The 24,633-nt window shown below is 34.3% G+C and carries 18 protein-coding genes; 7 read left to right on the forward strand and 11 right to left on the reverse strand.

Going from position 1 to position 24,633, the window contains the following annotated elements; translation table 11 throughout:
- Positions 1–14 precede the first annotated feature (14 nt).
- From PK35_RS14900 to PK35_RS14920, 5 genes are all read left to right on the forward strand, one after another.
- On the forward strand, positions 15–2,252 hold the full coding sequence (locus PK35_RS14900) for a S9 family peptidase (RefSeq protein ID WP_044627370.1): 2,238 nt from the start codon (positions 15–17) through the stop codon (positions 2,250–2,252).
- A 5-nt stretch (positions 2,253–2,257) separates the two neighbouring features.
- Positions 2,258–3,763 carry a peptide MFS transporter gene (locus tag PK35_RS14905; protein ID WP_044627371.1) on the forward strand — a complete coding sequence of 502 codons (1,506 nt, stop codon included), beginning with the start codon at positions 2,258–2,260 and terminating at the stop codon, positions 3,761–3,763.
- Positions 3,764–3,786: 23 nt separating this feature from the next.
- The gene (locus tag PK35_RS14910) at positions 3,787–5,529 is read left to right on the forward strand and encodes a peptide MFS transporter (protein ID WP_044627372.1); all 1,743 of its coding nucleotides are present in this window, start codon (positions 3,787–3,789) and stop codon (positions 5,527–5,529) included.
- Between the two features lie 88 nt (positions 5,530–5,617).
- Positions 5,618–6,163 carry a thioredoxin family protein gene (locus PK35_RS14915; protein WP_044627373.1) on the forward strand — a complete coding sequence of 182 codons (546 nt, stop codon included), beginning with the start codon at positions 5,618–5,620 and terminating at the stop codon, positions 6,161–6,163.
- Positions 6,164–6,168: 5 nt separating this feature from the next.
- The gene (locus PK35_RS14920; RefSeq protein WP_044627374.1) at positions 6,169–6,639 is read left to right on the forward strand and encodes a thioredoxin family protein; all 471 of its coding nucleotides are present in this window, start codon (positions 6,169–6,171) and stop codon (positions 6,637–6,639) included.
- A 6-nt stretch (positions 6,640–6,645) separates the two neighbouring features.
- Here the strand turns inward: PK35_RS14920 and PK35_RS14925 are convergent, their stop codons facing one another.
- The 5 genes from PK35_RS14925 to surE are packed head-to-tail and all read right to left on the reverse strand — an operon-like array spanning position 6,646 to position 11,406.
- Positions 6,646–8,685 (reverse strand): ComEC/Rec2 family competence protein, encoded by a 2,040-nt coding sequence (locus PK35_RS14925; RefSeq protein ID WP_044627375.1) that lies wholly within the window; start codon positions 8,683–8,685, stop codon positions 6,646–6,648.
- Positions 8,686–8,711: 26 nt separating this feature from the next.
- Positions 8,712–9,218 carry a C40 family peptidase gene (locus tag PK35_RS14930; RefSeq protein ID WP_044627376.1) on the reverse strand — a complete coding sequence of 169 codons (507 nt, stop codon included), beginning with the start codon at positions 9,216–9,218 and terminating at the stop codon, positions 8,712–8,714.
- A gap of 8 nt (positions 9,219–9,226) precedes the next feature.
- Positions 9,227–10,339 (reverse strand): lipid-A-disaccharide synthase, encoded by a 1,113-nt coding sequence (gene lpxB, locus PK35_RS14935; RefSeq protein ID WP_044627377.1) that lies wholly within the window; start codon positions 10,337–10,339, stop codon positions 9,227–9,229.
- A 13-nt stretch (positions 10,340–10,352) separates the two neighbouring features.
- Positions 10,353–10,637 (reverse strand): hypothetical protein, encoded by a 285-nt coding sequence (locus PK35_RS14940; RefSeq protein WP_044627378.1) that lies wholly within the window; start codon positions 10,635–10,637, stop codon positions 10,353–10,355.
- Positions 10,630–11,406, reverse strand: a complete 777-nt coding sequence (gene surE / locus PK35_RS14945) for a 5'/3'-nucleotidase SurE (protein ID WP_044627379.1) — start codon at positions 11,404–11,406, stop codon at positions 10,630–10,632. The genes PK35_RS14940 and surE overlap by 8 nt, the downstream gene beginning before the upstream one ends.
- Before the next feature lie 177 nt (positions 11,407–11,583).
- Between surE and PK35_RS14950 the strand changes: the two genes are divergently transcribed.
- A complete protein-coding gene (locus tag PK35_RS14950; protein ID WP_044627442.1) occupies positions 11,584–13,722 on the forward strand; it encodes a carboxy terminal-processing peptidase in 2,139 nt (712 codons plus the stop codon).
- Between the two features lie 6 nt (positions 13,723–13,728).
- Entirely contained in the window at positions 13,729–14,823 is a 1,095-nt protein-coding gene (locus PK35_RS14955) for an ABC transporter permease (protein ID WP_044627380.1), read from the forward strand.
- Between the two features lie 18 nt (positions 14,824–14,841).
- Here the strand turns inward: PK35_RS14955 and PK35_RS14960 are convergent, their stop codons facing one another.
- The 6 genes from PK35_RS14960 to yidD all read right to left on the reverse strand — a co-directional run bounded on the left by PK35_RS14960 (position 14,842) and on the right by yidD (position 24,561).
- Positions 14,842–15,276 carry a hypothetical protein gene (locus tag PK35_RS14960; RefSeq protein ID WP_044627381.1) on the reverse strand — a complete coding sequence of 145 codons (435 nt, stop codon included), beginning with the start codon at positions 15,274–15,276 and terminating at the stop codon, positions 14,842–14,844.
- A 77-nt stretch (positions 15,277–15,353) separates the two neighbouring features.
- Positions 15,354–16,970: an FAD-binding protein gene (locus PK35_RS14965; RefSeq protein WP_044627382.1), complete on the reverse strand. Its 1,617-nt coding sequence runs from the start codon at positions 16,968–16,970 to the stop codon at positions 15,354–15,356.
- 4 nt (positions 16,971–16,974) lie between these two features.
- Positions 16,975–17,325, reverse strand: a complete 351-nt coding sequence (locus PK35_RS14970; protein WP_044627383.1) for a hypothetical protein — start codon at positions 17,323–17,325, stop codon at positions 16,975–16,977.
- A 21-nt stretch (positions 17,326–17,346) separates the two neighbouring features.
- Positions 17,347–18,579 carry a peptidoglycan-binding domain-containing protein gene (locus PK35_RS14975; RefSeq protein WP_044627384.1) on the reverse strand — a complete coding sequence of 411 codons (1,233 nt, stop codon included), beginning with the start codon at positions 18,577–18,579 and terminating at the stop codon, positions 17,347–17,349.
- Between the two features lie 6 nt (positions 18,580–18,585).
- The gene (locus PK35_RS14980) at positions 18,586–24,006 is read right to left on the reverse strand and encodes a CHAT domain-containing protein (RefSeq protein WP_044627385.1); all 5,421 of its coding nucleotides are present in this window, start codon (positions 24,004–24,006) and stop codon (positions 18,586–18,588) included.
- 333 nt (positions 24,007–24,339) lie between these two features.
- Positions 24,340–24,561: a membrane protein insertion efficiency factor YidD gene (gene yidD / locus PK35_RS14985; protein WP_044627386.1), complete on the reverse strand. Its 222-nt coding sequence runs from the start codon at positions 24,559–24,561 to the stop codon at positions 24,340–24,342.
- Positions 24,562–24,633: the final 72 nt, after the last annotated feature.

Genomic DNA, 24,633 nt, shown 5'->3' on the forward strand with positions numbered 1-24,633 from the left:
AAATATCATTTTTAATGAAAAACTTAAAATTATCCTTTTGGATTTGCGTTTTTTTATCTTTAGTTACCATAGCGCAAACCAAAGAAATTACCCTTGAAGACATTTGGAGCAATGGCACTTTTAGAACAGAACGTATGGATGCGTTGCATTCTATGGCTAACGGACAACAATATTCGGTATTAGATTTTAATCGTGAAACACGAAGTACGTCAATAGATATTTACGATTATAAAACCCTTAAAAAGGTTGAAACTTTGGTGAGTTCGGCTAATTTAGATGATATTTTATATTTTACAGATTACACCTTTAGTGAAGACGAGAGTAAAATTTTATTAGCAACCGAGCAAGAGTCGATTTATCGTCGTTCTACTTTAGGAAAATATTTTGTTTACGATGTAAAGACAAAAACGGTGCAAGCTGTTGCCGATTTTAAAATACAAGAACCAACGTTTTCACCTAACGGAAAATTTGTTGCTTACGGTCATGAAAACAATTTGTTTTATAAAAATTTAGAAACCGGTGAGGTTATCCAAATGACTACCGATGGTAAGAAAAATGAAATTATAAATGGAATTACCGATTGGGTTTACGAAGAGGAATTCAGCTTTGTGAGAGCCTTCGATTGGAATGCCGATAGTAATAAAATTGCTTTTATTAGGTTTGATGAAACCAACGTGCCTGAATTTTCTATGGATGTTTATGGAAGCGCGCTTTACCAAACGCAACAGGTTTTTAAGTATCCAAAAGCAGGTGAAGCCAATGCGGTAGTGTCGTTACACGTTTTCGATTTTGAAACAGGAACAACGCAGGAAGTTATGGTAGATAAATCGTATAGTGACTTCTATATACCAAGAATAAAATGGACGAACGATGCCGACGTTTTAAGTGCGCAGTATATGAATCGTCACCAAAACGAGTTGGATTTATGGATGATAAATACGTCTAAAAACACATCTAATTTAGTTTTAGCTGAAACTGATAAGGCTTATGTTGATGTGACTTTCAACCTTACGTTTTTAAAAGATAATAGTTTTATCTGGACCAGTGAAAAGGATGGATACAATCACATTTATCATTACGATAAAACAGGAAAACTAATCAATCAAGTTACTAAAGGAAACTGGGAAGTAACCGATTATTATGGTTACGACGAAAAGGCAAAAACTATTTTCTATCAATCTGTTGAAAACGGATCGATAAATCGCGATGTGTATTCTATAAAACTTAACGGAAGAAATAAAACACGATTAACAAAAAGCGAAGGTACCAACAGTGCTGCCTTTAGTGCCGATTTTTCATACTTTATAAATACATTCTCAAGTGCAACTACACCACCTGAATATACATTAAATAGTGCGTCTTCTGGAAACCTAATTAAAAGTATTAAGGATAACGATGTGTTGTCACAAAGTTTAACAGATTATAAAACCTCGAATAAAGAGTTTAGCACCATTCATGTTAATGGTAACGATTTAAATATGTGGATGATTAAACCTGCCGATTTTGATGAAAACAAGCAATATCCATTATTTATGTTTCAATATTCGGGTCCAGGTTCGCAACAAGTTGCAAATCGTTGGGGAAGTTCAAACGATTATTGGTATCAAATGTTAGCGCAAAAAGGTTACGTCATTGCTTGTGTGGATGGTCGTGGAACAGGTTTTAAAGGAGCTGAATTTAAAAAGGTAACCCAAAAAGAACTTGGAAAATACGAGGTTGAAGATCAAATTGAAGCAGCGAAACAATTAGGTGCTTTACCTTATATTGATGCGAGCCGTATTGGAATTTGGGGCTGGAGTTATGGCGGATTTATGAGTAGTAATGCTTTATTTAAAGGAAATGATGTCTTTAAAATGGCAATAGCCGTTGCACCGGTAACAAGCTGGCGTTTTTACGATAGTATTTATACCGAGCGCTACATGACTACACCACAAGAAAACCCAACAGGTTATGACGAAAACTCACCAATAAACCATGTTGATAAGCTTAAAGGTGATTTTCTTTTAGTGCACGGTACAGCCGATGATAATGTACACGTACAAAATACCATGCGTTTGGTTGAAGCTTTAGTGCAAGCCGATAAGCAGTTCGATTGGGCGATTTATACCGATAAAAACCACGGTATTTATGGTGGCAATACAAGACTGCATTTGTATAAAAAAATGACCAACTTTATTGATGACAAGTTGGGCGATAAGCTTGAGGCTAATAAAGAAGACAAAACAAAAAACGAAATAAAAATAAAAGGATAATAAATATGTCTAAAACTATACTAACCAAAGAAGAACCTCAAATGTTTGGCCATCCAAAAGGCCTGTTTTACTTGTTTTTTGCCGAATTGTGGGAGCGATTCAGTTTCTACGGCATGCGTGCATTATTAACACTTTATATGGTTGAAGAAATTTTTAAAGCCATTGTAGAACGCGATGCTGCAACTGCAGTCGTTTACGCGTCTTACGGGTCGCTAGTGTATGCTTCAACAGTTATAGGAGGGCAAATTTCCGATAAAATATTAGGTATGCGAAGCTCCATTTTTTTAGGAGGCGTGTTAATGGCTTTAGGGCATTTTGTTTTAGCTATTGAAAATAATATTGCATTCTTTTTGGCTTTGTCATTTATAATCGTTGGAAACGGATTTTTTAAACCAAATATCTCCACTTTTGTTGGCTCTTTATACGAAGATGGAGATGTGCGTAAAGATTCTGGTTTTACCATTTTCTATATGGGTATAAACATTGGTGGTTGGGTAGCGCCATTTTTATGTGGTTGGTTAGCCATGAAATATGGTTGGCATTACGGTTTTGGTTTAGCTGGAATTGGCATGTTAACAGGGTTAATTTTCTTTTGGAGTGGTATTAAAAAGAATGTATTTGGCGATAAAGGTTTACCACCAAGTGTTGAGGCTTACGAAAAGAAGATTTTAGGTATTCCGCAAAAAACATTCATTCCTATTGTGTCGTTTTTGTCGGCTCCAGTAATTGCTTATTTACTTTCGTCATGGCAAGATAATTATGTAAGTTTTATATTCAAATTTATAGGATTTGCAGTTCTAGCATATATCGTTTTTATAGTGGTTAAATTAGAAAGTAACGATGCTCGTAAAAAGTTACTTATGGCCGTTTTAATTACTTTTTTTATGACGCTTTTTTGGGGCTTTCACGAGCTTTCAGGAAGTGTAATTACTCTGTTTGCTTCTCGAAATGTAGATTTAGGTGGTATAATGAGTGCGAGCCAAACTAACGGGTTAAACTCAATGTTTATCGTAATATTAGCTATTCCAATGTCTTTACTTTGGGCATTTTTAGCAAAAAGAAATTTGAATCCTAGAACACCTTATAAATTTGGTTTCGGACTACTATTGGCGGGATTAAGTTTTTATATACTATCGATGAGTAGTGGTAGTGCCGACGAAAATGGTATGGTACCATTCGCTTATTTATTCATCATGTATTTTATTATTTCTATTGGTGAATTATTTATGTCTCCTGTTGGTTTATCAAAAATTACCGATTTATCTCCAAAACACGTGGTTGCATTTATGATGGGGGTTTGGTTTTTATCGTCATCGTATGCGTTTCAAATTGTTGGTTTTATTTCAGAACAATTAGCGGTAGAAAGTACCGATAGCAATGTAGGAGGTTTTGAAACCCTAACCATTTACACCGATGGATTTTTACTAATAGCAAAATATGCACTTGGTGCAGGATTAATTGTAATAGTTACCTCGCCATTAATGAAAAAATTAATGGGTAACGTACACTAAAAGAACTAACTTTTTAACTGATTATGGCACAAAATTCAACCGATCAATTTTTTAAAAGCACCGTTTTAGGGCATCCGTCAGGACTATTTGTATTGTTTTTTACCGAAATGTGGGAGCGTTTCTCGTATTATGGTATGCGCGCACTATTGGTATTATTTTTAACGGCTTCATTGTTTGATGAAGGTTGGGGTTGGCCACGAGAGCATGCCATGGCATTGTTTGGCTCTTATGTTGGTTTGGTTTATCTATCAACTATGATGGGTGGCTATTTTGCCGATAAAATTATAGGTTTTAGATACGCCGTTTTAGTAGGGGCACTTTTAATGACGCTTGGTCACGCATCAATGGCCATCGAGACACCTTGGTCAATTTATTTAGGTTTAGGATTGTTGGTTATTGGTAACGGATTTTTTAAACCTAACATGACGTCAATTATATCCGAAATGTATAAGGATCGTCCTGAGAAAAAAGATGGCGCTTACACTATTTTTTATATGGGCGTTAATTCGGGAGCCTTCTTAGGAATTATTTTATGTGGCTATTTAGGTGAACAAGTAGGGTGGAGCTTAGGTTTTGGTTTAGCTGGAATTTTTATGCTTTTTGGATTGATTCAGTTTTGGTTAGCTCAAAATATATTCGGAAACATTGGTTTAAAACCTAAAAAGGATGACGCGAATTCTATTGAAGCTCAAGATAACGATAAGCGTGTGCCATTTACATCATGGCAATTGGTGTTAATCTTTATTATGGTTGCATTAGGATTACTTTGGATTATCAATGCACCTGCAGCAATTATTTCCGAAGGAAAAATAAATATCTTTAGTTTTTTAGGCGATAACGGAAACAATATTGCGATTTTAACCGCTTTAGGGTTATTCCTTGTGTTATTAATTTATCGATTTACTCAATATTCAAACATAACCAGAGATAGACTCATAGCCGTGGCATTTTTTGCCTTATTATCGGTGTTCTTCTGGGCTATTTTCGAGCAAGCTCCAGGGTCTTTAACCATTTTTGCCAACGATTATACCGATAGATCTCTCGATGGAACTTCAGCAGATATTTTTAGAATAGTTAATACTTGTTTGGTGGTCGTGCCTTTAGGTATTATTACTTGGGTGTTGATTTTACTATTTAAACAAACCTTTGCTAAGTATAAATGGGCAAATATTGTTTTAAGTTTAAGTTTTATAATCGTTTGGATTATTGCAATATGGATGTTAGTAAAACAATTTAATAGTGAAAATTTAGAAATTCCGGCGTCTTGGTTTGGAAGTTTAAATTCGCTTTATATTATAACGCTAGCACCGTTGTTTTCAAAATGGTGGGAAAGTAAATACAATCCATCTGCTAATGTAAAATACGGTATTGGTATGTTTTTGCTAGCTTTAGGAATGGCCTGTGTTGCTTTTGGAGCAACAGGTATAGAACCTGGTGCAAAAACAGCTTCGGTGAGTATTATTTGGTTAATTTTAGTGTATTTATTCCATACTATGGGAGAACTTTGTATTTCGCCAGTAGGCTTGTCTTACGTTAGTAAATTAGTACCAGCACGTATGATTGCTTTTATGTTTGGGGTGTGGTATCTGGCCGTAGCGATTGGTATGAAGGGCGCTGGTGTATTTGGTGAAAACGTAGATAAAATTGCCGACGAAAACGGTATTAGCTACTTTTTCTGGATGTTAACCATAGTTTCTATAGTTGTGGGTGTGGTATCTATTATTTTTCAGCCGATAATTAAAAAATTAATGCATGGTGTGCGTTAATCGAAAAAATCACAAAAAATAAACTGAAATGCTCCTTTTAAGGGGCATTTTTTGTAAGTTCGGAACAACTTTTGAAACTAAGTAAACTATGAAAAAGACAATTATTACAATTTTTGTTGCCATGTTCACGCTAATTGCTGCGGCACAAGAAATAAAGTGGGTGACTTTAAATGAGGCTTTAGAACTTCAAAAGACAACACCAAAAAAAATTATGATGGACGTGTATACCAACTGGTGCGGACCATGTAAAATGTTAGATAAAAATACGTTTCAAAACGAAGATGTGGCGAACTATGTTAACGAACATTATTACGCTGTAAAGTTTAATGGTGAAGGAAATGATGCCGTGAGTTACAAAGACAATAATTTTGCTAACCCAAATTACAATCCTGGAAATGCAAACCGTAGAAATTCACCACACGATTTTGCACGTTATCTTCAAATTAGCGCATATCCAACCGTTGTGTTTTTCGATGAAAAAGGAGATGTAATAACGCCATTACGCGGTTATCAAACGCCAACGCAATTGGAGTTGTATTTAAAAATGTTTAAAAACGACGATCATAAAACCATCACTTCGCAGGAAGAGTTCAATACGTATTACAATAATTTTAATGCAGAATTTAAAGGCTAAAAGTTATGAAGCATTTTTTGTTTTCCTGTTTATTTATCAGTGTGTTTTTTGTTAAGAGTAACGCACAAGAAGCATTAACTTGGCATACCGACATGGATAAGGCTTTTGAAATCGCAATAACCGAAAATAAACCATTAATGTTGTTTTTTACAGGTTCTGATTGGTGCGGTTGGTGTATCAGATTACAGAACGAAGTGTTTAAAACCACCGATTTTAAAAACTGGGCGAATAATAATGTCGTTTTGGTAGAATTAGATTTTCCCAGACGTAAAAAACTAGAGCAAAAATTACAAGTTCAGAATTACCAAATGCAACAAATATTTAATGTAACAGGGTATCCATCGGTGTTTTTTGCAAAGCCAAATAAAACAGTTGAAGGTAAGAAGAATTTAAGTAGTTTAGGTAAAACAGGTTATGTGCGAGGTGGTGCTTCAAAATGGTTAGAAGTTGCCAATAATATTGTTGCTTCGAATTAAAAGTATCTAATAATTTATAATAAAAGCGCCCTTTTTACTGGTTTGGTGAAAAGGGATTTTTCTTTTTGTACAAACCCTTTCCCAATGCTCAATATAACTTTTGTAATTGCTACCATCGGCAATAATGTGTTGCGGATTTAACGTGTCAATCAATCGGTTTAAATTAATTTTTGGTGATTGTCGTAATAATACATAATTGGGTTTAATCGACTTAAAATTATAAATTCCTGAGCTATCAATTACTAAAAGAGAGCTGTCATTAAGCTGATAATAGACTTTTAAAGTCTCAGTTTTTTCATTGTTAATGTGATTGCCAATGCGATAATCTTTTATAATCTTGGTTTTTGTTTGTTCAATACTATCTAAATCGGACGCAATAGTAATGTTATTGTTTGCGGTGTTTCCGATAAGGCTATAACGACTTTTATGAAACACTATAAATTCGTTTGAAGGTTTATTTATATCGGTGTAAAAAAATGCTAACTGAAAAACTAAAACAGCGATTAAGAATAATCTAACACTTGAATAATTCTTTTTTATGCAAAACCTAACGAAAGCAACGATTAAAAAATAACTTGTTAGCATGTAAAGCAAGCTAAACGGAATGGCTTTAAACAGAAAAGCTTCTTGTTGAGAAATCCACTCCACAAAATGATTCATAAAACTAATTGTATAGCCAAAAGTTGTTGCTAAAAATTGCGGTAAAATATTCAAACAAGCTAAAACAATAACCAAAACACCTAAACCTAAAATGATTCCCAGAATAGGAATGATGACTAAATTTGAAATAAAAAACAACCCTGGAAATTGATGAAAATAGAATAAACTTATGGGAATAATACCAAATTGAGCCGATACGGTAACCGTAAAAGTATGCCAGTATTTATCTAAAAACCAATTTTTGGGTTGCCACAATTTGTATAAAATCGGATCGATGGTTACAATAGTAAAAACCGCCAAATAACTGAGTTGAAAGCCAACATCAAACAAAAACATAGGTTTTACCAACAAGATAAAAAACATCGATATAGCCAAGGTGTTGTAAATGTTGGTCGGTCGCTTTAAATTCATCGCAATGGCTACAATACTAAACATGGTAACGGCTCTTGTTACCGAAGCCGACAAACCTGCAATAACCGCAAAACTCCAAAGGATACAAACAATCAAAACAGTTTTAAAGAATTTTCCGTTTTTAAAGCGTTCTAACGGATTTAATGCGACATTCAAAATGATTAAAATAATGCCCACATGTAAACCAGAAACCGCCAAAATATGTATGGCGCCCGCATTTGTATAATTTGAATAAACGCTTTCGCGGATGTCTTGCCGTTGCCCTAAAAGCAAAGCGTTAATTATGGCTAATTCGTCATTGGAAAAATGATATTTTTCAAGTTTGTTATTAATGAAGTTCCTAATGTTGTTTGCAATACCTAAAAGACTGGTATTTTTTGAATCAACCTTTAAAATAGCATCATGCGTCGTGAATATTTGATGATAGATGTATTGCTTTTCTAAATAGTTTTTGTAATCAAATTGATACGGATTTAAAGGATGAATTAAATCTTTTAACTGTGCTTTGGTTATAGCATTATCATCAACTGTTAAACCTGTTTTTGTACTATCTTTTTCAATGTTTAAAAGTGTTTTTCCTGAAACATTAGTGTTATCAATCTTTAAAAGATCAACCACATATTTATTGTAATAATTCCCTGGTTTTAAGACTTCTTTTACACGGAAATGTATGGTTTTATAGTCACTGTCTTCTAAAGCAATATTTTTGCTGTAATGATCATTAAAGTTCTTTTGATTATGAAAGTTTACGGTAAGTATGCCCAAAGAAATCATCGTTACATACGTAAAAACTCCAAACCAAACAGAAGGATTAAACTTGTGCTTATTTGTAAAATAACTTATTGCTAAAAATGATAAAAATAGGGAAGAAGTTATTAGAGAAACGTTGTTTGGAATATTTGAAAAATACCCAATTACGATTCCAACAATTAGGCAAGCGGTAAGTTTTATAATGGTAAAATTTAGAAGCTTCATAATAGTTTCTAAATATAATAAATATCTTACAATACGCGGCGTGCTTCAACAAAAGCATTTAACCAATAGGTTTCGTTAAGTCCTGAAACAATAACGCCTTTGCTGGTTGTAGAGTGAATAAATTTAATGTCGTTATCTCTTATGTCAACAATTAAACCAACATGATTTATGGCATTTCTACGACTTTTCCCTGTTTTAAAAAATAGTAAATCGCCTTTATGCACCTCTTTAAGTTTAAGTTTGTTGCCACGTTTGGCCATATCTCGAGAAATTCGAGGAAGAATAACATCGTAAGCGCTAAACGCCGTGTAAACTAAACCAGAACAGTCCATGCCTTTTTTTGTTGTGCCGCCCCATTTGTATTTTACACCTTTAAACTGTTGGGCGTAATCAATGATGTAATCGGCTTTAGATTTTGATGTGTTTTTTCTATCAATAACAGTAGTTTTTGAAGATTTACTTTTTGTGCCTTTTGAAGATTTACAACTACCAAAAGCCACAATAAGCATTAGTAAAAACACAATTTTTTTCATAAGTTATTTTAGTTTTGGGCACTTTTATAAATTAATTCAGCCGTTTTTTTACTGGCACCTTTTCCGCCTAATCTTTTTTCTAATTCAAAGTAATTTAAAAACATGGTTTTGCGGTTTTCGGCTTCTAAAATTTTATCTAGTTCTTGCTGTAAACGTTTTTTATTGAAATCGTTTTGAATTAGTTCGATAACCACCTCTTTATCCATAACCAAATTCACTAACGAAATAAATTTTAAAGTAATAATACGTTTGGCAATTTGGTACGAAATGTTGCTGCCTTTATAACAAACTACTTGCGGTACTTTAAACAAGGCTGTTTCTAAAGTTGCTGTGCCAGAGGTTACCAATGCCGCTGTGGAAATGCTTAGTAAATCGTAAGTTTTATTGTCGATAAATTTTACGTTATTCGATGTTATAAACGTTTGGTAAAAACTAAATTCCTGACTTGGTGCACCAGCAATTACGAATTGATAATCGGGGTAATCATCAACCAAACTCAGCATTACCGAAAGCATTTTGGTTATTTCTTGCTTACGGCTTCCAGGTAATAGGGCTATTATAGGTTTGTCGCCTAAGTTGTTTTCGGCTCTAAATGTGCTATCTTTTACTTGAGTTCTATCAGCAATCGCATCAATTAATGGATGGCCAACAAAATGCACATCGTAATCATATTTTTTATAGAAATCTTCAACAAACGGCAAAATAACATACATGGCATCGATATCGCGTTTTATGTCGAAAACACGTTTTGCACGTGATGCCCAAACTTGCGGAGAAATATAGTAATTGGTTTTAAAACCTGCTTGTTTAGCCCATTTGGCAATACGTAAATTAAAACCAGAATTATCAATAAAAACAATAACATCGGGTTTAAATTCAGCAATATCTTTTTTGCAAAATCTTATAAGTTTAAAAATTTTATTGAGGTTTAAAATGACTTCAATAAACCCCATAAAAGCACGCTCTTTATAGTGTTTAACTAAAGTGCCGCCTACATTTTGCATAGCATCGCCACCCCAAAACCTAATATTAGCATCAGTATCAACGTTGTACAATGCTTTCATAAGGTTGGCACCGTGTAAATCGCCCGAAGCTTCACCTGCAAGAATGTAATATTTCATTTAAAAACTTCTACTAAAATAATTTAAAAACAAAAGTAAATACGGCCAAAATTACGGTTATTAAAAGTACGCCTCGCGCTCTGTAATCTTGTCGTTTTCTTATAAAAACAAAAAAGGCAATAAGGTTTAAAATGGCTCCTAAACTTATAAGTTTTCCTAAAAAGCCTTCACTAATTGCAGCTTTAATTACCGTTGTAAAATCGTCGCCACCACCTAAAAGTGTTGCAGCTAAAAATAAGCCAATGGCGTTTGCAATTAAGCCAACTATAATGCCTATAAAAACGTCTTTTTTAATCATTTAAATTCCAGTTTTTTATGTCGTTTATAAAGTGGTGAGCTGTTAAATCGAATTGTGTGGGAACAATAGAAACGTAGTGGTTTTCTAGCGCCCATTCATCGGTATCTTCACCGCCATCTAAATTTACAAATTTTCCTGTTAGCCAGTAGTAATCTTTTCCTTGAGGTGTTTGGCGTTTATCGAATTCTTCTACCCAATTAGCACGCGCTTGTCGAGACACTTTAATGCCTTTAATAGCTTCTTTGTTAAGGTTAGGAATATTCACATTAAGTACAATACCTTCGGGTAAACCATGCTTTAAAACATGTTCTGCAATAGTTTTTACATAAGGTTTCGAAGGCTCAAAATTAGCATCGTGACCATAATCTAATAGTGAAAAACCAATAGCTGGAATCCCTTCAATACCAGCCTCAATAGCAGCACTCATGGTACCAGAATAAATCACATTAATAGAAGCGTTAGAGCCATGATTAATACCCGAAACACACAGGTCGGGCGTTCGGTTTAAAATTTCTCTTATGGCAATTTTTACACAATCGGCAGGTGTACCAGAACAGCTATATTCAGTTTGCGGGCCGTTGTCAATTTTTACAGGATCGGCAAACAGTGTAGAGTACAGTGTAATAGCATGCCCCATGCCACTTTGTGGGCTATCCGGAGCAACTACAACAACGTCGCCAAGTTGGTTCATTACCTCAATTAAGGTGCGAATTCCTGGGGCGTTTATGCCATCATCATTGGTTACTAAAATTAAAGGTTTTTCTGCCATATCTTGCTTTTAATTTCTATGTGCTAAAATACATAAATTACGTATCAAACAGCCAAATTAAGGCGTTTAACAAAAAATTAGTAGCATTTGTTTATTGTGGCACACTTTTTTCTACTATTTTAGTAAAAATAATGTCGTGCTTTTTAGAGCAATTAAATTAAATAGATGAGAAAAATTATGAAAAGGAATTATAAAGCAATGCTTTTGGTGTTGCTATTGGCATTTGCATCTTGCAGCTTCACTACCAAAAAATTTGATAACCCAGACAAAGACAAATTATTAATACAAATTATAACTTTTGTTTTAGAGCAAGGACATTTCGATCCTATTCAGTTTGATGATGAATTTTCGGAAGATTTTTTCGAAGATTATATCGCCGTTACCGATCCGTTTAAACGTTATTTTTATCAATCGGATATCAATGAATTTGAGAAATTTAAGTTAACTATCGATGATCAACTTAAAGCTACGGATATTACATTTTTCAACGTTGTTAATCAGCGTACTTTGCAACGCATTGCGGAGGCAAAAGAGATTTATAAGTCGGTTTTAGCAGAACCTTTTGATTATTCCATTAAGGAATCATATGATACGGATACCGAAAAAGTAGGTTTTCCAAAAAATAAAAAGGAAATGTACGATCGTTGGAGAAAGCAATTAAAGTTTTCTTCTATTTCAAATTATGTAGATATTAAAACAGAAGAAAAGCAGAAAAAGGAAAAAGATGCATCGTATACCATGAAAACCGATGCCGAAATTGAAAAAGAAGCTAGAGAAGCTACTCTAAAATCACTCAATATTATTTTTGAAGATTACATAGATGATCAAACACGCGAAGATTGGTTTGCTATTTATGTAAACACCATTGTTGAAGAATTCGATCCGCATACTTATTATTTAGCTCCTAAAAACAAAGAAGATTTCGACCAACGTATGTCGGGAAAATTAGAAGGTATTGGGGCGCGTTTACAAAAACGTATGGATTATATTAAAGTAGTAGAATTAATTTCTGGTGGACCTGCATGGAAAGGCGAAGAACTTGAAGTTGAAGATGTTATTTTAAAAGTAAAACAAGAAGACGAAGAAACACCTGTAGATATTGTTGGTATGCGTATTAACGATGCTATAAATTATATTAAAGGGCCAAAAGGCACCAAGGTGACCCTAACAGTTAAAAAAGTTGATGGAACCATTAAAGACATTACAATTACCCGTGATATTGTTGAGATATTAGATACTTATGCAAAAGCATCGGTGGTAGAAAAAGATGGTAAAAAGTTTGGAGTAATTAATTTACCCGCATTTTACGTCGATTTTCAAGATTATAAAAATATTAATGCGGCAAAAGATGTTAAAGCTGAAATAGAGCATTTAAAAGCCGAAGGAATGGAAGGTTTAGTGCTCGATTTACGAAACAATGGTGGTGGGTCGTTACCAACGGTGGTCGATATGGCAGGTTTGTTTATAAAAGATGGCCCTATTGTACAAGTGCGTTCTACTGGTGAGGCTAAAGAAGTACTTAAAGATAGAGATAAATCTATTTCTTGGGATGGGCCTTTAGTTATTTTGGTAAACGAAATTTCGGCATCAGCTTCCGAAATTATGTCGGCAGCAATGCAAGATTATAAACGCGCTATTATTATTGGTAGTAAACAAACCTACGGAAAAGGAACGGTGCAAAATGTTATGAATTTAAATAATATGTTGCGTAATAATAATGCTGGCGATTTAGGAGCCTTAGCCTTAACAACTCAAAAATATTACCGTATTAATGGTGGTTCGGTTCAGTTAGAAGGTGTAAAAAGCGATGTTACTGTTCCAGGACGTTTTAGTTATATAAATGTAGGTGAAAAAGATAAAGATAACCCATTACCTTGGGATGAAATTGATCCAGCTATTTATACACCTTGGGATCATTATTTCGATTACGATACTACTGTTGCAAAAAGTAAAGCGCGCATGAGTAATAACGAGCAAATTAAGCTTATTGATGAAAATGCGAAATGGGTAAAAAATAAAATTGATGAAACCGTAGTGTCTTTAAATTACGATGAGTATGTGAAGCAAAATGAAGAAAATGAAGCCGAATCGAAGCAGTTTGATGCGATTGATGATTATACTTCAAATTTAAAGTTTTATTCAACAACCTACGAAAAATCGTTGTTTGAAACCGATTCAACAGATTTAAAAGAAAAACGCGAACGCTGGCATAAAAGCTTAACTAAAGATGTTTATATTGAAGAAGCATTAAACGTGTTAGAAGATTTAAAAACGGCATATCCAATTAAAAAGGTAGCTTCAGCTGTAAAAGAGTAAGTTTTTATGGCAGAACCATCAAACTCATTAAAACAATTAGCGCTCCAAAAGTTTAAAAGGAACTTTTGGGGCGTTTTTTGCTTCATTTATATCATTATTGTTGGTTTAGTTTCGGTGTTTGCTTATGCTTTAGCTCCCGATAATTCACAATATGCTAACCAAATGCATTTGGCTATCCACTCTAAAAAGCCTGGGTTTACCGTGCAAATGCTTACCATTCCATCAGAATTAAAAGTGGAACAAAATGTGTTTGATAAGTTGTTTTTTGGAAAAATAAACGCCAATACCGAAGTACCTATTTTAAAATATAGCATTGAAAATAATAATTTAGTTTACACCGAATACACTTCCGATGGTTTATTAGGAACAGAAAAAACACTCAATTTAAACGTATTTTCAAATAATAAAGCTGAAGAATTTATAAGTGAAAAAACCTTTGTTTTAGGAACCGATAAATATGGTAGAGATTTATTAAGTAGAGTACTTGTTGGCGCAAGAATTTCATTTTTTATTGGTTTTGTTGCTGTTTTTATCTCACTAGTAATAGGCATTTTTATGGGAAGTTTGGCGGGGTATTTTGGAGGTAAAATTGATTCCGCAATTATGTGGATAATAAATGTAACATGGTCTATACCAACATTACTTTTGGTAATTGCAATTACCTTAGCTTTAGGAAAAGGCTTTTGGCAGGTTTTTATTGCTGTGGGATTAACTATGTGGGTAGAAGTGGCTCGCGTGGTACGCGGACAAATAATTTCGGTTAAAGAAATGCAATATGTAACTGCTGCGAAGGCTTTAGGTTACAATCATTATAGAATTATCACGAAGCACATACTACCTAATATTATGGCGCCAGTAATTGTAATTTCGGCGGCTAATTTTGCTTCAGCTATTTTAATTGAAAGCGGCCTAAGCTTTTTGGGTATTGGAGCACAACCGCCTATGTCTAGTTGGGGCGCCATGATTAAAGATCATTACAACTACATTATCCTTGGTAAACCTTATTTAGCCGTAATTCCAGGATTGTGCATAATGAGTTTAGTAATGGCCTTTATGCTTATTGGTAATGCTCTTCGTGATGCTTTGGATGTAAAGGGGTAAATTTTAAAAAGTAAAAATTTACTTTTTAAACGCCATAATCTCTACCTTTTTTATAGCATCGATTTGGTTTTTTAATTCGCTATTTTTTTTCAGCATTTTAAAAATATCGGTACCAATTAAAGTACTCGGTTGGTTTACTTCAATATTGCAAGTTTTTAATTTGTCTTTTAAATCTTTGTTGTTTATTATTAATTGATTTAAACTTTTTTCTTGTAACGATAGTTGAGCAGATAAGTCCGTTACTGTTTGGTCTACTTCTTTTTTATAGTGTACTAATGAGTCTCGAAGACGCAGTGCATTTTCGTCGTTTGTTTTTATAACTACGCCTAAAATGTTTATTTCGGTGGCGTTTGTTAGGGCATTTTCAAACTGACTTTTAAATAAAAATAATGCAATTAATGCAACGAGCGCCCAAATAAGGGTTTTATACGGGAAATTAGATTTGTCTGACATGATTCTAGTTTTTATGTTGATTTGTTAGTTGAATTAAAATAAACTTACAATTTAAAACCTCTAAAATAGAAATATTTTTAAGTTATTAAATCCTCATTTTGGGGATTTATAGGATGGATAACAGGTTCATCTGCGGCTAATTTTGTTTCATATAAAAAGTCGTTAGCAAAAAAGTGAAGCATTTCTGGGCTTAGTAGTTTTTTTCGTTGGGCTTTCCAATTATTTACCGTGTCATTTCCGTACATGTAGTTTACCAGTCCGTTATATGCCCAATTACTGCCTTTTCCCCAGTGTTGTGTAAATTTGATGTTGTTTTGTTTTAAAACTTCAATAATTCGGGTGCAGTACGCTTCAAAACTCATTATTTTTCGTGTTTTTTTCCAGAGAACACCATCAATTTCGAGCATGCAAGTAACCGGGAACTTTGTAAAACCTAAGGTCGCTTTGGTTTGTTTTACAAATCGCATTGCAAAAATACCAGGTATTGGCCCTTCTTTGGTGGTTAAATCGCATAATAGTTTTAATGCTTTTGATGAGTCGGTATAATCAATGCCTACCGAACAAGCAAAAGCACCACCTTGGTATGGCGCATCCCAAAATATTTCGGGTAAGGTACCTGTTAAATCCTCATCAACTTTTGGTAAAATAGATTTTTCCAACCGTTTTATTAACCACGGAATACTCTTTGGCCAGTTTTCGGCCATTTTTGTAAATAAATGAATCAAATCCATGTATAACGATTGTTTAATTATGGGAAACGGATCTTTATAATCGTTTTTATACGCGTTTTTATACATAAGTTCTACCACATATTCTGGTTCATCGCTGTATTGATTTATAAATACTTTGTAATGGTATGGTGTTTTGCCAAATCCGTCGGGTGTGGTTTCTTCGGGGATTTTAAAAGGTGAATTTTTAAAGTCTAATGTATCGGCAAGTTGTAATGCAACATTTTTGTCTATTTTCCTAACGTAGCGATTTAGTAAAAATCGGGGTTCGGCTTCAATAACAACGCCATGAATAAATCCGAAGCTACCTAAACCAACCAAAGCGGCATAAAACATGGCATCGTCTCGAATTATTTTTTTTGAAATTGATTGTGCAAACGCATCATTTAATCCTGCTTTACTTTCGGGTTCAATATAAACGTTGTCTTCAATATTTGGCCCAGTAATTAAATGCAAACCAACTACATAATCTTGCACAGAACCTACTTGAAAAGCCGAACCATGAACCCCCGTTGATATACAACCAGCAATAGTTTGCCCGTTACTAGCACCCGATGTTTTTAGTGATTTTCCGTGAGATGATAGCACCTCAGAAATTCGTTTTATGGTTGTGCCACATTGAAAAAGGAATAGGTTTTCGGCTTTAAATGTGGTGTCACTATGTAAATTTTCGGGTTGTATAGGCATATGAATATTCATAAAGCCATTGTAATGCATACAATCTTTATGATGCGCAATGTGATTTAAAGACCATGCCGAACCGTAAGCACGAAAGCCTTGGTTGGCATTAAAAGTTTCCTTAATTAAACGCTGAATTTCTACAACCGCATCGTTATATCTATCTATTTTTTTGGGGATTATACCATCGCCTTCTAACTCGGTAATGTAAAGTTTTTTTAATTTGAAAGGCCCGTTATTATGTAAGGTGTCCCAGTGTTTTAAATGGTGAGTTTTTGTTGTTGCCATAATATTAATTTGTAGGTTTCATGCATACGTATTTAACTTTAAGCTTGCGTTTTTTTCCAAATGAAAATACACTTAAAAGGGAACCGCCAAAGGTGTTTTTAAATTCTACGGTATGTAGTTTTCCCGATTTGCAAGCCTCGGTTTCTTTTATTAAATAGGTGAAGTCTTTTGATACTACATCAATTTTAATAACGGTATCGAGTTCTACAACTTCCATACCCCGATAATAATCATCGCGCGATAATAACGGGTCGGGTTGATAAGCACCATTTATACTTCTTAAACGTACTGAATAGCACGAACTAAGCAATAAACTGATGATAATTAATGTGAAGATTTTAATTGAATTTTTCATGGGGTTTGGTTTTTTATGGTTTTAAACCGATTGAAGCTTCGCGAAAATTTTTGAAGCATAATCGCTTCCAAACTCCGAAGATAAATCGAGTGATTCCTCACGACCTAGCGTGTAATATAGCGTTGTAACTTGCGGTGGTGCGTAACAAAGCACCAAATCGGTAAATACATTGTAGGCGCCTTTAGTTTGTTTTTTTGAATTGGTTAAACCGCCGTAGCTTGTTGATGCGAAACTGGAGCAGTCTTGCAAATCGTTGTTATGGTTTATATAGCTTTTTCCAGCAATTACTTGGCATCCGGCCGAAAAATTGGAGCTACCTACACCTGTCCAATGTATGTTTATGCCTGGGTTTACTTGAAGCCCTTTTAACCGACCTTGGCTATCGGTTACTTTTAAATCGTTATTGGTTAGTGAATTATCGTTGTCCCAATCGCGAAGTATCATTACGCCCTTGGGATTTTCTGGTTTTAAAGCACGATAAATTTTACTTTCGTTTGTTATTTTGTGCCAACCAAATCTATACCTGTGTTGTCCTTCAATTAAAAAGGCTTCATCGTTTCGTTGCGCCATGTTAACACTTGGGTCTGTTGAGCCCCAAAATGTAAAAACCATACCGTTTATTAATAAAAAGAAAACATCATCATTGTTGCGTCGTGTTGTACTTGTAGTTTGATTTCTACGGACGCCAATTAAATGGATTTTATCTGGGCTAAAATCCCAATCTTGTGGTTTTAAAGTAGCATAGGTGTTGTTAAGCGTGTTTAATTCACTTAAAATAGGTCCAGGATTTGCCGAATAATGTTGTTTCGCTTTGTTTAATAAATTTATCCAACGGGTATACTCTGGCGTTGGATTATTTTTAAAATTGCCCCAAACCGATGTAATTCCATTGGTTTTCCATCTATTTATATGTTCCATAGTTCCCGAACCTACAATGCCATCGGGTACCATATCGCTAACATGTTCAATGGTGCGAACATATTCTTGAAATAGTCGTACTGCAGCCTGCGTTACATAACCAAAAACTCCATTAAAATCGTTGCGAGGCATAAAACCTGCATCAAACAAAAATTGTTGCAATTCTAAAACCGGGTTGCCATCTACTGTTCTAAACGATCGCCATTTGGTACGGTCGTCGTCGCGAAACGATACTTTACCAACTAAAATGCCATCCATATGGTATGGTTTTAAGTAAGTTTCTCTACTCGAGGGGCGTTTGCCCGCATCGCAGCTTCCTAAGTATAATGTGGCCATGGCGTGTTATTTAATTTTCTTATTTAATTCTTCTAAAATAAACTCTAAACTCGCCTTAACTTGTTCGCTCTTAGTGTAGTTTAAAAGGAAATTTATTTGTTCAATTTCAACTTTTATATATCTTGGACTGTATAGTAGATTAAAAATTTCTTTATACCATTTTAGTATAATTTGGTCGAGTTGTGCTTTATTATTGTTTGAAAGCATCAGGCGCGCATAACTAATTTCGGTCATTCCAAACAGTACCGAAATATCAACATCAGCTTTATCAAAATCGTCTAAACGTTGGTAGTATTCTTCAAGGAATTTATCTAAACTGGCAATTTTACTAAACGCTCGGTTTTGGCTTAGTAAATCCATTAAAGTGAATTCGGTTTTTAAGGTTTCAAAATCGGAGTTTTCAGGAAATAATTGGCTGTTTATTAAGGCATCTTTAAAGGTGTTTGTGCCTTTACGATGCTCTAAACAATAGGCAATAAACACCATATTTGAAAAGGCATCGAGGTATTTGCCATCGTATTTGTCTTTCGAAATATTTAATGCTTGCTCATAAAGTTTATAAGCTTCAAACAAATGCTGTAGTTCCTCCGTCTTATCAAAATAAGGCGCAGTTTGTTTGTAAGCGTTGGCTACAATATTTAGCCTCGTGGTATTTCTTCCGGCTAAGGTTAATAATTTTATTTCTGAAATATATTCATTTATATACGCCGATATTTTACTATCCCCTTTTTTAAGATTTAAATCGACTATTTTATTTTTAAGAATAACCGATTGTACCAAACAATATTGCTCTAAGGCTTTAATGGAGAAGTTGCCATTATCGAAAACAAAAAGCTCTTTATATTTTTCGTAAGCAAGATCGGAATGTCCTAATTCATCATAAATTAAGGCTTCTTTTTCTAAAACAGTGGCATCAATTAAGTTAGATTCTTGAGTTTTATCTAAAATATCGTTTAGTTTGTCAATAGCGGCATCGTTGGTTACATTTTTATCGCGAACGGCAATGAGTAAATTATCTAAATCGGTGTAAGCCTGTGAGGCAATAATGTACTTTTGATTATTTTTTTTCGATTTGCTACTGTTTCTAAATTTATAGTATTGATTGCCATAGCATTGATATGCGCCCCAAGTATTCGATCCAGAATGGTTGTTATGGCAAGCCATTCGCGCTTTTTGTACCGCATCGCCAAAGTTGTAACCTTCAAACATTTTTTTGTAAAAGGTTTCGGCAAAAGTTCTTGCGGCAGCATCATCAACGGGCCAACCCGTAATAATTATGGCTTTTACGCCCATTTCAATAAGTTGTGTGCCAATATTTGCGGCTAGTTTAAATCGGTTTTTGCTATAACTATCATCTTCGGCATCTAAAACACCCGAAAAACAACAGTTTATAAAAATAAATTCTGGAACATAGCCAATTTGGTTTATTACAGCCGGATCGATGCAAAGTCCGTTACCAATAGCAATACCAACATTTTCGTCTTCAGGGTTATACACGCCATGTCCAGCAAAATGCATGATTTTATAGGGCTTGCTAAATAGCTCCATCATAATATGTTTTGCGTTGGAATTTATTAATGGGTTTACGCGATAAGCTTCTTTTTTAAACTTGTAAATTACCCAAATAGCTTCTTCTTTAGCGGCAGGTAATGGTAATAATCCAGGTGTGTTATAAATAGGGTCGCCAACTACAAAAACATCATGGTTGTTTAACGAAACGGGCGTGTTTGGGCTACCATCTTGAGTGATTAATTGTCTAATAAACCCAGTATTTACCGAAGCTGGTTTGTCGGTAGTGGTGCTGTCGAACAACAATTCCCAAGGTATTTGCGCTGCGTATTTATCGAGTTTTAAAATAACGTTATTTTGATCTCTAAAAATGTTTTTAAAATCGTTTGGAATGAGCATTTCGAATAAGGTTTTCGATAAGCGCTCGTCCCAAACATAAGTGGTAGACATTTCTTCTAACAGATATAAAATTTTAGATAGTTTTATGCCTATTTTTTCTTCGTCTACACGGGCCAATTTATTTGATGAGAAATATTTAAACCCATTTATTTTTGAAGATTTTGTTGTATCTATAATACTGCCGATGTGTAAATTGTACCACCAATTGTAGTCGTTGTTTCTAAACTGATTGCGTTTTTTGGCACCAGCACGCCTTACAATATTGGGTTGTAAATTGAAGGCCACCCGATTGTCTGATTCCTGTAATCGGTATAAACTTAAATAGGCTTCACTAGATACTGATTCGTAATAATTTATAAACTCAATATCTTTAATTTGTTTTAAGCCTTCGCCAGTTTCCTTAATTTGTTTATTAGCTTTCGCAACACCAAGTAAAATTCCTTTTACAGAGTCTTCCACAGGCAATTTACCGTAACCAATGGCCATTAAAACAAACGAAATTCCAGTGGCATATTCTTTTGCTTCAGGTAACGTATAATTGTCGCGCATAAACATAGCGTATTTTAAAACAGCTTGCTTAACCGATTTTGAGAGTAGGAATGGTGTAACGGTATCGGCATTACCTAAACCACAAACTATGGCGCCCTTTGGTTGTGTTTTTAAATTGAAGAATACTTCGCTTTCGCCAATTTTTCCAGGATAATAGCCAATATTCATACGTTGTGAAAGGCGATCATCAAGATATTTGTCAAGTGCTTTTTCCGAGCTTAAAATTAAATCCATAAAGAAATGCCCAACCATAACGGGGTAGAAGGCCACTTTTAAATCGGCATGTACAACACGAACGTTAAAACTATCTACTTCTGGTTCAACTTCTTTTTTAATGTCGAAAATTCCGCTTAATACTGCGGCTTCGTTGTAAATTGGTTCTGGAGTTTCATAAACTTCGGTTATTATTTCACCACTGCGCATTCCAGAACGATCGTTACTTAATAGGTTAGTGCTACCAGTGTTTAAAATTTCGGAAACACCTTTAAAAATATAAGTTTCGTTTGCTAAATCGCCATGAGATGTATGGCTGTAAAAGATTTTTTGAGAATTAAGAAGTTGTTTTGGTATTCCAGTTTCCCAAGTTACACTACCATCGCCATGTGAGGTTGCTTCGTAAACTAATTTTTTGTTTTTCGATAAGAAGCGGTTTTTAAATTTATAATCGAAAACAGTTTCTTTGGCAAGCCCGCAAACGTAATAAACATTATTTAAATCTTTGGGTTGTAAATTATTAGTGAATGCTATAATTTTTTCGCGATAGGCTTTAAAATGGGCTAATTCTTCTTTAAAATCGTCGGGATTGGGCATGTGTTTTAAATCGGTAATGTCATTTAAGTTTTTCCAAAATTTTGGATCCCAAAACGGACGGTTTTCACTTTCCTCGATGGGTAAAAGTTCGAAAACACCTGGGTATTTCCAGAAAATTTTAAGTAAATCGGCACGGTCGTTTTTTATATCGATGGCGGCCAGTTGTTTTACTCTGCGACTATGGCCAGTTAGTACTTCCATAATAAGGTACGAGCCCAACCATGGCGTACCAAGCATTACAAATTTATTGAAGGTATTTAGTTTAAAATTTCCCCAAACCTCGGGAAAATCCATTATTAATTGGCGTACCACTAAACCACCCATGGAATGCGCCACAATATGCGTTTTTATATTTTTAGTTTTTAAAACTTCCTCAAGTTCTTTTTTTAGATTTTTTGCGGCTTCAGTTAACGATTTTCGCCAATCGAATTCAAAGGTTATAACGTCGTATTCGTTTTGTAAATGTTCGGCAAAATCGTTGTAAAAGTCTTTAATAACTCCATTAGCTTTAACTTTAGGTTTATTAATTTTTAAATTATCAACAATGCCACCATCAAATATTTTTTTCATATTAACCCATTGGTGCTCATTGTTTTGAGATAACGACGATCCCATAATTCCAGGAATTACAATAACAACATCTTTGGTAATATCTTTAACTTTATAGGAAACACCATCCATAGAAAAAGTATTGAGTAACACACCGCGGTTTCCTTGTGTGTACAAACTTTTAGTAAATAATGACGACGGATTATCGCTGCTTGCTTTTAAGGCGTCTATAACAGCATTGCTGGAATTGTTGGCCGAAAAGTAGTTGAAATGGCTGGTGTTACCACCTTTTGCTAAAAATTTGTACATGCCGTTTGTGCGTGTTACACCGTGCATCATACGGTTAGTATCTACAACCAAATCGTTGGCGCCTTGATAAAATAAATTCGCTAAAATTACTTTTAAGGAGTGTAAGTTTAAACCAGAAATATCGGAATCGCCTGCAATAGTATACAGTTCGCTTTCTACAGTTGTTGCCGAAATATTCATCATTTTTTGAAATAATGATTCGGGCATCATACTATTTAAACCAGGTAAAACTTCGGGGTTATCTTTGTGACTAATAATATCTAATAGGAAGGCTTTTAGGCTGTGGTAAAACGGATTTGTAATACCAAAAGCCATAGATGCTGCGTTTAAAATTAGGTTGAAATAATGGTCTGTGCGTCTTGATAAAATTGTAGTACCCGATGCGGGGGCAGCAACTCTAACTACTTTGTTTACTTTTAGTTTTTTGGTTTTGGCTAGTCTGTTAATTTCGGCCATTAATTCCCTATTAGTCTTTTCTTCAGGAGTTTTTAAAATGGCAATTTCGCTGTCGTGAAAACCGGTAACCTGATTACGATAATCGCATTTTGCTAAAATATCTGCTACCAAGCCGCCTCGGGAATGACTTATAATATCGATAGTGCAGTTTTTGGGACAGTCGTTTAAAAAATCTAAGGCATTTTGCAACGGACTTACAGAAAGGGTATGATGCTCTAAAGCCCAAATTCTATCGCCATAAAGCTCAACCAAATTTTGCCATGCGCCATTGTTACTGTTTAGTTTTTGAAAGGCATCAAAGGTTGTAGATAAAGTGCCGTGAATAAATAATAAATGTGTTTTAGTATCAACTTCTTTTTGGTTAAACTTTATTTTATTGAAATTTTTATCTAATTGAAATAGCCCAATTTTTGGTTGAATTTTTTTATCGTAAGCCTCAGCCAAGGCCAACAAGGTCTTTTCTTTTAGCTTGTTAACTTTATCTGGAGTAAATACACTAAAAACTTTAACGATAGCACGATTAATGAAACCGCGATTATTTTCGGAAGTGATGTGGATATTAAAAATATAGTCTTCTTCGGCTAAAGCCCGCTGACTTTGAGTTTTTTTGTCGTAAATATCTTGAACATCTTCTGGATGCCCAATCCATTCGGTATTATCAGAAAATTGAAGAGCAATTAAGTCGTTTTCTTCTAATTCAACGGTTTGTTCCTTGTTTTCAGACCGTGTTGTAGAAACTTCAATGTAACTTTTTAGCTTAAAATTTTGTTGAAGTGTTTCGGGAATTTTAAAGTCAATATTGTCAACTTCAATTTTATGTCCTTTTACTTTAGCTGTTTTGGTCATGGTATATATTTTTAAAATGAAAAAGAATATCTCTATTCGTTTTAATTCTAAAAACACGTACTTAAAACCATCAAATCACACAAAAACCATCAATTAACTATAGCCTAATCTTGTTACAAATACAATTTGAAACATTAAGGAACAGAACCTGCTTTATTAGAATTAAAATTGATTTTTAGGCCTAAACCTAAAACTATTACGTAGAATTGAGGGGAATTATATTGTGGGAGATGTTATAAAAATACAAAAAATACTTAACAATCAGTTATTTATATGATTGAAACTTTAAGGAAAAAATAAAATTTAGAAGAAATATTGATGAAAATAGAATTTTTAAGGTACAGGGTCGTAACCCGAATCACCCCAAGGATGGCATTTACCAATGCGTTTTAGGGCGAGCCAACCACCTTTAAATAAGCCGTGTTTTGTTAATGCTTTTTTTGCGTAATGAGAACAAGTTGGTTGAAATCTACAGGTTGCAGGTAGTAAAGGTGACAAAAACATTTGATAAACCTTTATTAAAAATAAAAATGGTGCAATAAGTAGTTTTTTCATGATTTGTAAACCAGAACTTGTTTCAGGTTTTCATTATTTTTAGTTTGTGCGATACAGAAACCTGTTCAAGAT

The organism is Neotamlana nanhaiensis (genome assembly GCF_000943555.1).
In the GTDB taxonomy this organism is placed as follows: domain Bacteria; phylum Bacteroidota; class Bacteroidia; order Flavobacteriales; family Flavobacteriaceae; genus Neotamlana; species Neotamlana nanhaiensis.